We start from the raw sequence: 10,507 nt of genomic DNA, 5'->3' as shown, positions 1-10,507 counted from the left end.
GTCGCGCCGGCCGCCGCGACTGCCGGCGCCGACGATTGGGAGACGTTCTGATTCGGGCGCACCGCGCCTCTATCCCCCGCATCTATCCCCATTTGGCAGCACACGACGCCCGCGACCTGCGGGCGTTGTCGTTTCGGCGACCGATGGAATGTGACAGCGCACATGAACGTTCGCAAATCACCGCGCGTTGCATGTGCGCATCCGCGCTACGGGTATCTCCGGACGATGCGAAAAAAATTTGTAACGGTGCGCGCGGCATGTCGTCGTAAACGTGCGCTCGAACGTCTAGTGATGAAGGGGGAGTGAAGGGCGCAGCGACGACGGAGGTGTCCAACGCGTGAGACGTTCCGATGCTGGAAGAGACGTGGCGGATGCAGTTTCTGCGGCTCGGGATATCAATTGTAAAGCGTCAAAATGCGTTGTCCAAGCGGTGTTGTGGAGAATGACGCACTTCATACGAAGAGTTCGTGAAAAAAAATAAGAAAGGGTTTAGGATGAATTCGAACGCGCTTGCTTCTGCGCAGTCATACGAAGGCAAGCACGTCTTCAGACTCAGGCGAGGGAGGTAGCATGGATATTTACAGCAGCTTCGCGAACCGCTTCGAAAAAACGCGAGAGGAAGAGCTCTCGCTGGAGGAGTACCTCGCGCTCTGCAAGAACGATCCGTCAGCGTATGCCACGGCAGGCGAACGCATGCTGGCTGCAATCGGGGAACCCGAACAAGTCGACACCCGCAACGAACCGCGCCTGTCGCGGATCTTTGCGAACAAGGTGATCAAGGTCTATCCCGCATTCCGTGAGTTCTACGGAATGGAGGAAGTGATCGAGCAGGTGGTCGCGTATTTCCGCCACGCTGCGCAAGGGCTTGAAGAGAAGAAGCAGATTCTCTACCTGCTTGGCCCGGTGGGCGGCGGCAAGTCGTCGATCGCCGAGCGTCTGAAGCAACTGATGGAGCGCGTGCCGTTCTATGCGCTGAAGGGCTCGCCCGTCAACGAATCGCCGCTCGGGCTGTTCGACTACGACGAGGACGGCCCGATCCTCGAGGAGCAATACGGCATTCCTCGCCGCTACCTGAAGAGCATCCTGAGTCCGTGGGCCGTCAAGCGCCTGCACGAATACAACGGCGACATCCGCCAGTTCCGCGTCGTGCGCCGTTACCCGTCGATCCTGCGTCAGGTCGGCATCGCGAAGACGGAGCCGGGCGACGAGAACAACCAGGATATTTCGTCGCTCGTCGGCAAGGTCGACATCCGCAAGCTCGAGCAGTACGCGCAGGACGATGCCGATGCGTACAGCTATTCGGGCGGCCTGTGCCTCGCGAACCAGGGGCTGCTCGAATTCGTCGAAATGTTCAAGGCGCCGATCAAGGTGCTGCACCCGTTGCTCACCGCGACACAGGAAGGCAACTTCAAGGGCACCGAAGGATTCGGCGCGATTCCGTTCGACGGGGTGATCCTCGCGCACTCGAACGAGTCGGAGTGGAAGGCGTTCCGCAACAACCGCAACAACGAGGCACTGCTCGACCGGATCTTCGTCGTGAAGGTGCCGTACTGCCTGCGTGTGTCGGAAGAGACCAAGATCTACGAGAAGCTGATCCGCAATTCGTCGCTGGCCGAAGCCGTGTGCGCGCCGGGCACGCTGAAGATGATGTCGCAGTTCTCGGTGCTGTCGCGCCTGCACGAGCCGGAGAACTCGAGCCTGTTCTCGAAGATGCAGGTCTACGACGGCGAAAACCTGAAGGACACCGATCCAAAGGCGAAGTCGTATCAGGAGTATCGCGACTACGCGGGGGTGGACGAAGGGATGACGGGCGTGTCGACACGCTTCGCGTTCAAGATCCTGTCGCGCGTGTTCAACTTCGATTCGAGCGAGGTCGCGGCGAACCCCGTGCACCTGATGTATGTGCTCGAACAGCAGATCGAACGCGAGCAGTTCCCGCCGGAAACCGAGCAGAAGTACCTGTCCTTCGTGAAGGACGTGCTCGCGTCGCGCTACGCGGACTTCATCGGCAAGGAGATCCAGACGGCCTACCTCGAATCGTATTCGGAGTACGGGCAGAACATCTTCGACCGCTACGTCACGTATGCGGACTTCTGGATCCAGGACCAGGAATTCCGCGATCACGACACAGGCGAGAGCTTCGACCGCGCCGCGCTGAACGCGGAACTGGAGAAGATCGAGAAGCCGGCCGGGATCAGCAATCCGAAGGACTACCGCAACGAGATCGTGAACTTCGTGCTGCGCGCGCGGGCGGCGAACGCCGGGAAGAACCCCGTGTGGACGAGCTACGAGAAGTTGCGCGTCGTGATCGAGAAGAAGATGTTCTCGAATACCGAGGAACTGTTGCCGGTCATTTCGTTCAACGCGAAGGGCTCGGCGGAGGAGCAACGCAAGCATGAGGACTTTGTGAACCGGATGGTCGCGAAGGGCTATACGCCGAAGCAGGTGAGGCTGCTTTGCGACTGGTACCTGCGCGTGCGCAAGTCGTCATGACGCGCGCGGTACCGCGCCCGTGCGGTTCGTCCGTACGGGCGCCCTCAGAGACGCCGCCCGCATGACGGCAGACGGCATGTGCGGCGAGCGTCCCGGCATATCGACTTTCGAGCGGGAGACCGGGAGTGCTTCATCAAATCATCGACCGCAGGCTGGCCGGCAAGAACAAGAGCATCGCCAACCGCGAACGCTTTCTGCGTCGCGTCAAGAACTACATTCGTCGTGCCGTCTCCGACGCGGTGCGCGACCGTAGCATCAAGGATATCCAGAGCACGCAAAGCATCACGATCCCGCGCAAGGACATCGCGGAGCCGAATTTCCGGCACGCGCCGGGCGGGCGTCGTGAATACGTGCACCCGGGCAACGAGGACTACGTCCGCGGCGACAAGATTCCGCGTCCGCAGGGCGGCTCGGGCGGCGGCGGCAGTCAGGCGAGCAACGAGGGCGAAGGGCAGGACGACTTCGTGTTCGAGCTGTCGCGCGACGAATTCATGCAGTACTTCTTCGACGATCTCGAACTGCCGCGCCTCGTGAAGACGCACCTGCTGACGGTGCCGAGCTGGAAGAACGTGCGCGCGGGCTGGTCGGCGGAAGGCACGCCGAACAACATCGACGTCGTGCGCTCGCTGCGAAGCGCGCTCGGCCGGCGCATCGCGCTCGGCTCGCCGCTCGTCAACGAGTTGCGCGAGCTCGAAGCCCAGCTCGAGGTGCTGAAGCTCGATCACGAAGACCGTCGCGCGGAAATCGCGACGCTCGAGGCCGAGATTCATCACCTGAAAGGGCGCATCTGGCGGATCCCGTTCATCGATCCGTTCGATCTGCGCTACATCAATCGCGTGAAGCAGCCCCAGCCGTCGAGCCAGGCCGTGATGTTCTGCCTGATGGACGTGTCGGGTTCGATGGACGAGCAACGCAAGGATCTCGCGAAGCGCTTCTTCATCCTGTTGTACCTGTTCCTGAAGCGCAACTACGAGCGCATCGAGGTCGTGTTCATCCGTCACCACACGCGCGCCGAGGAAGTCGACGAGGATACCTTCTTCCATTCGACCGAAAGCGGCGGCACCGTCGTGTCCAGCGCGCTCGAGCTGATGCGCAAGGTGATGAACGAGCGCTACTCGCCGACCGAGTGGAACATCTACGGCGCGCAGGCGTCCGACGGCGACAACTGGACCGACGATTCGCCGAAGTGTCGCAAAATCCTGGAAGAGGATATCCTCACGAAGACGCGCTATTTCGCGTATATCCAGGTTGCCCCGGAAGAGCAGAACCTGTGGCTGGAGTACGCGCAGCTGGCGCTGTCGCAACCGCACCTCGCGATGAAGAAAGCCGAATCGGCTGCTGACATTTACCCGGTGTTTCGCGAATTGTTCGAAAAGCAGGTGGAAATGTCATGACGACCCGCCATCTGCACAACGAGTCGCGCGGCTATGCGCCGCGCCCTTCCGGCGACGACACGGCCGGCCCTGCCGCATCGCAGCAAAGCGGCCGGGTCGAACCGGCGCCGCCGGCCGCCGACTTGCCCGGCTCCGGGCAGAAGGAAGCGCGTATGAACGTTGCCGAACGCAAGCCGCTGCCGTGCCCGTCCGACTGGACGTTCGAACTGCTCGAGGAATACGACACGCACATCTCGCAGGTCGCCGAGCAATACGAGCTCGATATCTATCCGATCCAGCTCGAACTGATCAGCGCCGAGCAGATGATGGACGCGTACGCGTCGGTCGGGATGCCGGTCAACTATCGCCACTGGTCGTTCGGCAAGCACTTCCTCGCCACCGAGAAGAGCTATCGCCGCGGCCAGATGGGCCTCGCGTACGAAATCGTCATCAACTCGAACCCGTGCATCGCGTATCTGATGGAAGAGAACACGATGACGATGCAGGCGCTCGTCATCGCGCACGCGGCATACGGGCACAACTCCTTCTTCAAGGGCAACTACCTGTTCCGGCTGTGGACCGACGCGCACGCGATCATCGACTATCTCGTGTACGCGAAGAACTACGTCGCCGAATGCGAGGAGCGCTACGGCCTCGATCGCGTCGAGGAACTGCTCGATTCGTGCCATGCGCTGATGAACTATGGCGTCGACCGCTACAAGCGGCCGCAGAAACCGTCGCTGTCGAAGGAAGCCGCGCTGCGGCGCGAGCGCGAGGCGTATCTGCAGTCGCAGGTCAACGAGCTGTGGCGCACGCTGCCGGGCAAGAAGCCCGAGCAGATGGAGGAGCAGGAGGAACGCTATCCGCCGGAGCCGCAGGAGAACCTGCTGTATTTCGCGGAGAAGAACGCGCCGCTGCTCGAGCCGTGGGAGCGGGAAGTGATCCGCATCGTGCGCAAGATCGGCCAGTACTTCTATCCGCAGCGGCAGACGCAGGTGATGAATGAGGGTTGGGCCACGTTCTGGCACTACACGCTGCTGAACACGCTGTACAACCAGGGCAAGCTGGAAGACGGCTTCATGATGGAGTTCCTGCATTCGCACAGCAACGTGGTCTACCAGCCGCCCGTGACGAAGCCGTACTACAACGGGATCAACCCGTATGCGCTCGGCTTCTCGATGATGAGCGACATCCGCCGGATCTGCGAAGCGCCGACGGAAGAGGACTACAAGTGGTTTCCGGAGATCGCGGGCACCCCGTGGCTGCCGGCGATGCACTACGCGATGCGCAACTTCAAGGACGAGAGCTTCATCGCGCAGTACCTGTCGCCGAACCTGATCCGCGAGATGCGGTTGTTCTCGGTGCTCGACGACGACATGCGCGATTCGCTCGAGGTGTCGGCGATCCACGACGAGGCCGGTTATCAATACGTGCGCCAGGCGCTGTCGCGGCAGTACGACATCCATCATCGCGAGCCGAACATCCAGGTATGGGCCGTGAACACGCGCGGAGACCGCAGCCTCACGCTGCGCCACTTCATGACCGACAACCGCCATCTGTCGAATGACAGTGAAGAGGTGCTCAAGCACATGGCGCGACTCTGGCAGTTCGACGTGTTCCTGGAAAGCGTCGACGAGGCCGGTACCGTGCGCAAGCGCTATGAGTGCCGGTACGTGCCGCCCGAGGTGCGCATCTGAATCGCGCGGGAAGAGCTTGCATCGGACGCCAGCCCGAGGGCTGGCGTTTTCATATGACGAACAGGTGGTGCGAGAAAATTTTTCTACATCCGGACGAACCCGGAAAGCCTGTTACTTTACATTTCGCTAAAATCCCGTAGCGCCGTGCACCGGAACCGGTGCCACGTCGACCGCACGCGGCGGCCCCAGGTCGTCTCGCCTAGAAAGCACTAAAAGGAACAGACCAACCCATGGACGTCCAGACCGACCAAGCTGCGCTGTCCGCGCATGACACCCGGCGGCGCGTGTTCGCCATCGTCGGCGCCTCATCGGGCAACCTCGTCGAGTGGTTCGACTTCTACATCTACTCGTTCTGCGCGCTGTACTTCGCACCGGCGTTCTTCCCGAGCGGCAACACGACGACGCAGCTGCTGAACACGGCCGGCGTGTTCGCGGCCGGCTTCCTGATGCGTCCGATCGGCGGCTGGCTGTTCGGCCGCATCGCCGACCGTCACGGCCGCCGCGCGGCGATGATGATCTCGGTGCTGATGATGTGCGGCGGCTCGCTCGTGATCGCGGTCCTGCCGACCTATGCGCAGATCGGTGCGCTCGCGCCGGCGCTGCTGCTGGTCGCGCGCCTGTTCCAGGGGCTGTCGGTGGGCGGCGAATACGGCACGAGCGCGACCTACATGAGCGAGGTCGCGCTGAAGGGACGGCGCGGCTTCTTCGCGTCGTTCCAGTACGTGACGCTGATCGGCGGCCAGCTGTGCGCGCTGCTGGTGCTCGTGATCCTGCAGCAGACGCTGTCGAATGACGAACTGAAGGCGTGGGGCTGGCGCATTCCGTTCGTCTGCGGTGCGGCGGCCGCGCTGATCTCGCTGTACCTGCGCAAATCGCTCGACGAGACGTCGACGAGCGCATCGCGCGACAAGAAGGACGCGGGCACGATCCGCGGCGTGTGGCAGCACAAGGGCGCATTCTTCACGGTGGTCGGCTTCACGGCCGGCGGCTCGCTGATCTTCTACACGTTCACGACGTACATGCAGAAGTACCTGGTGAACACGGCCGGCATGCATGCGAAGACGGCCAGCAACGTGATGACCGTCGCGCTGCTCGTCTACATGCTGATACAGCCGGTGTTCGGCGCGCTGTCCGACAAGATCGGCCGCCGCACGTCGATGATCCTGTTCGGCACGTTCGCGGTGATCGGCACGGTGCCGCTGATGCATGCGCTGAAGACCGTGACGAGCCCGACGGCCGCGTTCGCGCTGATCACGATCGCGCTGGCGATCGTCAGCTTCTACACGTCGATCAGCGGCCTCATCAAGGCCGAGATGTTCCCGCCCGAAGTGCGCGCGATGGGCGTCGGCCTGTCGTATGCGGTCGCGAACGCGATCTTCGGCGGCTCCGCCGAGTACGTTGCGCTGTGGTTCAAGTCGATCGGCAGCGAGGAAACCTTCTACTGGTACGTGACGGCGCTGTGCGCGGTGTCGCTGATCGTGTCGTGGCGGATGCGTGACCCGAGCAAGGAAGGGTATCTGCGTCACGAGCCGTGATCGACGGGGCAACCCGGCTGCCGCTTCGAGCGGCATGAAACAACGCAACGGCGCTCCGCCACGCAGGCGGCGCGCCGTTTTTTCATGTGCGGCGCGTTCGCATCGCCGCGTGCAAGCTCATCGCGCGCCGCGCGATATCGATATTGCAATCGCTTCGTTGTTCGCCGCCGGCGATGCTTTTATTCTGAACCCGTAGTTCGTGTGACACCTCCTTGACTGGGATTCGCGCCCGCTGCGTGCAGCGGGCGTTTTTTTATTCCCGGTTCGCCGACCGGCCTCGTCACACGCCCGTTGCTTGCGGGACGCGAAATATAATGGCGCTCGCGCGGCTCACGCGCGATAACCCATACCAAGATCCCGATGAGAGAACAACACACTTCCAGGCCGTGGTTGACGATTCTGCTGGCCGTCGTCAACGCCGTGATATTCATGCTGATGTGGCGACAGGCGTCGTATGGTTCGCTATCGAACGCGCTGCTGCTCGACTGGGGCGCGAACTTCGCGCCGTACACGCTCACCGGGCAGCCGTGGCGGCTGCTGACCAGCGCGTTCCTGCACGGCAGCTGGACACATCTCGCGCTGAACATGTACATGCTGGTCGTGCTCGGCACCGTGCTCGAACGCGCGGGCGGCACGCTCCGGCTCGGCGTCGCGTATCTTCTGCCCGCACTCGGCGGCTCGCTGCTGAGCGCGCTCTGGCATGGCTACCACGAAGTCGGCAGCACCACCTTTGCGTTTGGAGTCGCGCTGGCGTCCAGCGGGATCCGGCCGGTCGTGAGCGTCGGTGCGTCGGGTGCGCTGATGGGACTGGCGGGCGCGGCCGCCGCATTCGTGCTGCGACACCGAAGCGACAGCGGGGGCGATGCGCCGGTTGCCATCAACCTCGGCGCGCTCGGCCAAGTGATCGCGATCAACCTGGTGTCGGGCTTCCTCATCTCCGGCATCGACCAGGCCGCGCATCTCGGCGGCGTAGTCGTCGGCTTCATCGCCGGCTGGCTGATGTACGGGGCCGGCCGCTCGATGCGCGTCGCCGTACCGCTCATGCTCGCGGTGCTCGGCAGCGCGGCGATGTTGTTCGCCGCGCAGCGGGCGGGCAGCGAGGAACTGCAAGGCTGGCGTGACGCGACCCACCGCGACATCGAGCGCGATGCCGCGAAGCGCAAGGCGCAACAGCAGGCGGCCGCGATTGCCGAGCAGATCCGCGACGACGAGCAACACCGTCCGACGCCCGTGTCGGCCGAGCAGGCGTCAGGCACCGTCGTACCCGTCGGCAAGTGGCCGTACGCGATGGTGCTGGGCGCGTCAGGCAAACGCATGTACGTGACCGACAACGACCGGAACACGCTCGTCGTCGTCGACGTCGAGCGGCAGGCGGTCGTGCGCACGATCGCAGGCGAGCCGTTCGCGACGGGACTCGACGGCTGTCCGGGCAACATGTGCCGCGGCCGCGGCGCGAGCGGCGTGTACGTGAGCCCCGACGAGCGCTACGCGTATGTTGCGTCGATGCGCGAGAGCGGCCTCGCGCGCATCGACCTGAACAGCGGTGCGATCGTCGATGGCGTGACGCTCGGACGGTTTCCGCGCGCGATCGTCGCGTCTGCATCCAACGACAGGCTGTACGTGCTGAACAGCGTCGACGACACGATTTCCGTCGTCAGTCTCGCGCACTGGCCGCAGGTCATCGCGACGCTGCCGCTCGGCGATCACGATGCATCGGGCGTCGAGTTCGGCCGTGCGCTGTCGATGTGGCTGTCGCCCGACGGCCGGCGGCTGTATGCGTACGCGATGCAGAAGGGCGCGATCGTCGCGTTCGATACGGCGACGAACGCGCCGGTAGAGACCTATCCGGTCGATTCGGATTTCATCCAGGCTCAGCCTGGCGAGAAGGGCGCGGGCATCTGGGTCTACAACAAGTCGTCGGTTCAGTGGCGAGATGCATCGAGCCTTGCCGTACGCGACAGCTATCCGGTCTGCCAGGAGTCGATGCACAGCTTCGACGGCAGCGGCGACGGTTCGCTGATCGCCGTGACGGGCTATGACGACAAGCCGATGCGCGTGATCAAGACCGCCACGCGCCGCACCGTCGGCGAGTTTCCGGTCGCGGGCGGCGTGTCGCAGGTCCTCTTCGCGCCGGATCACAAGACGCTGTTCGCGCTCGGCGCAGCGGGCACGCTCTCGTTCCTGCGCATGGACCGCTCGCTCGATTACCTGCAGGACGGCGGCGACGGCGAGTTCCTGTGCGCGGCATCCGCGGCCGGCACCGACGACGACGGTAGCGAATGACCGCGAGCGCGGGTGCGTGCCGCGCGAGCGCGCGTCATCACGAAACCCGCAGAGCAAAGCACCATTTGTTGGTTCGGAATCGCCGCACGCGCTGATACGTTAGCGGCTTCGCGACGACACACCACGTCGCGATGTTCCTCGAACCGGGCCGCCGCGCGATCCGCGGCGGCCTTCATAACAAATCAGGTCGTGCTCATGAAAATCCACACTCTCGCCACGTGGCTCGTCGGGGCCGCACTCGTCACGGCAGGCACGGTCGCGCACGCGGACCGGCTCGACGACATCAGGAAGGCCGGCGTGCTGCGCGTCGCGACCTTCGACAGCAATCCGCCGTTCGGCTATGTCGACGGCAAGAGCAATCACATCGTCGGTCTCGACGTCGACTACGCGAAGGCGCTGGCCGACAAGCTCGGCGTGAAGCTGCAACTGCAGCCGACCAACCCCGCGAACCGCATTCCGTTCCTGACCTCCGGCAAGGTCGACCTGGTGCTCGCCAACTTCACGATTACCGACGAGCGCGCGAAGCAGGTCGACTTCAGCATCCCGTACTTCTCGTCGGGCCAGCAGTTTCTCGCGAAGAAGGGCGTGCTGAAATCGGCCGACCAGTTGAACAGCCTGCGCGTCGGCGCGGACAAGGGCACGACGAACGAGATCACGCTGCGCGAGAAGTATCCGAAGGCGACGATCGTCGCGTACGACGACACGCCGTTCGCGTTCGCCGCGCTGCGTGCCGGCAACGTGCAGGCGATCACGCAGGATGGACCGAAACTGATCGGCCTGCTGGCGAACGTGCCCGACAAGCAGAACTACGAGATTCCGGCGTTCACGATCTCGAACGACTACATGGGCGTCGGCGTGCCGAAGGGCGAGACGCGCCTGCTCGGCTTCGTGAACGACACGCTGAAGGGGCTCGAGGCGAACGGCCGCGCGGGACAGATCTACGACGCGTGGTTCGGGCCGGCGACGAAGACGCCGCTCACGCGCATCTTCCGGATCGGCGACCGGACCTGAATTGTGCGCCCGGTGCGCCGGGTGCGCCACCTGCGCCGCGATCCGCCGCCGGCTGGGCCGGTATGCGAGGGTCGCGGCGCTTTCCGCTTGCTTCCGTCTCCTTTCGCCTTTTTCG

General features: G+C 63.7%; 8 protein-coding genes. All 8 read left to right on the top strand.

From position 1 onward, the window contains the following. Positions 1–269: hypothetical protein (locus F3J14_RS35440; protein ID WP_211080380.1), on the top strand; the 269-nt coding region annotated here is incomplete at its 5' end. A 301-nt stretch (positions 270–570) separates the two neighbouring features. Next, a complete protein-coding gene (locus F3J14_RS20835) occupies positions 571–2,493 on the top strand; it encodes a PrkA family serine protein kinase (RefSeq protein ID WP_006754311.1) in 1,923 nt (640 codons plus the stop codon). Positions 2,494–2,618: 125 nt separating this feature from the next. Next, positions 2,619–3,887 (top strand): YeaH/YhbH family protein, encoded by a 1,269-nt coding sequence (locus tag F3J14_RS20830; RefSeq protein ID WP_166724633.1) that lies wholly within the window; start codon positions 2,619–2,621, stop codon positions 3,885–3,887. Then, the gene (locus F3J14_RS20825; protein ID WP_166724632.1) at positions 3,884–5,563 is read left to right on the top strand and encodes a SpoVR family protein; all 1,680 of its coding nucleotides are present in this window, start codon (positions 3,884–3,886) and stop codon (positions 5,561–5,563) included. The genes F3J14_RS20830 and F3J14_RS20825 overlap by 4 nt, the downstream gene beginning before the upstream one ends. A 230-nt stretch (positions 5,564–5,793) precedes the next feature. Further along, positions 5,794–7,098, top strand: coding sequence for an MFS family transporter (locus tag F3J14_RS20820; protein ID WP_166724631.1), 1,305 nt, complete (start codon positions 5,794–5,796; stop codon positions 7,096–7,098). Positions 7,099–7,132: 34 nt separating this feature from the next. Further along, positions 7,133–7,294, top strand: coding sequence for a hypothetical protein (locus tag F3J14_RS20815; protein WP_166724630.1), 162 nt, complete (start codon positions 7,133–7,135; stop codon positions 7,292–7,294). Positions 7,295–7,458: 164 nt separating this feature from the next. Beyond that, positions 7,459–9,381, top strand: coding sequence for a rhomboid family intramembrane serine protease (locus F3J14_RS20810; RefSeq protein ID WP_166724629.1), 1,923 nt, complete (start codon positions 7,459–7,461; stop codon positions 9,379–9,381). Between the two features lie 195 nt (positions 9,382–9,576). After that, a complete protein-coding gene (locus F3J14_RS20805) occupies positions 9,577–10,392 on the top strand; it encodes an ABC transporter substrate-binding protein (RefSeq protein ID WP_166724628.1) in 816 nt (271 codons plus the stop codon). Positions 10,393–10,507: the final 115 nt, after the last annotated feature.

This window comes from Burkholderia sp. Tr-862 (genome assembly GCF_011753085.1).
In the GTDB taxonomy this organism is placed as follows: Bacteria; Pseudomonadota; Gammaproteobacteria; order Burkholderiales; family Burkholderiaceae; genus Burkholderia; species Burkholderia ambifaria.
Note: the sequence above shows the minus strand (reverse complement) of the source record. Positions and strands in the feature narration are given on the sequence as shown.

Excerpts from the sequence above, each read along its gene's own strand:
- F3J14_RS20815 (WP_166724630.1), top strand. The coding sequence starts at position 7,133 with ATGAAACAACGCAACGGCGCTCCGCCACGCAGGCGGCGCGCCGTTTTT.
- F3J14_RS20835 (WP_006754311.1), top strand. The coding sequence starts at position 571 with ATGGATATTTACAGCAGCTTCGCGAACCGCTTCGAAAAAACGCGAGAG.
- F3J14_RS20810 (WP_166724629.1), top strand. The coding sequence starts at position 7,459 with ATGAGAGAACAACACACTTCCAGGCCGTGGTTGACGATTCTGCTGGCC.
- F3J14_RS20820 (WP_166724631.1), top strand. The coding sequence starts at position 5,794 with ATGGACGTCCAGACCGACCAAGCTGCGCTGTCCGCGCATGACACCCGG.
- F3J14_RS20825 (WP_166724632.1), top strand. The coding sequence starts at position 3,884 with ATGACGACCCGCCATCTGCACAACGAGTCGCGCGGCTATGCGCCGCGC.
- F3J14_RS20805 (WP_166724628.1), top strand. The coding sequence starts at position 9,577 with ATGAAAATCCACACTCTCGCCACGTGGCTCGTCGGGGCCGCACTCGTC.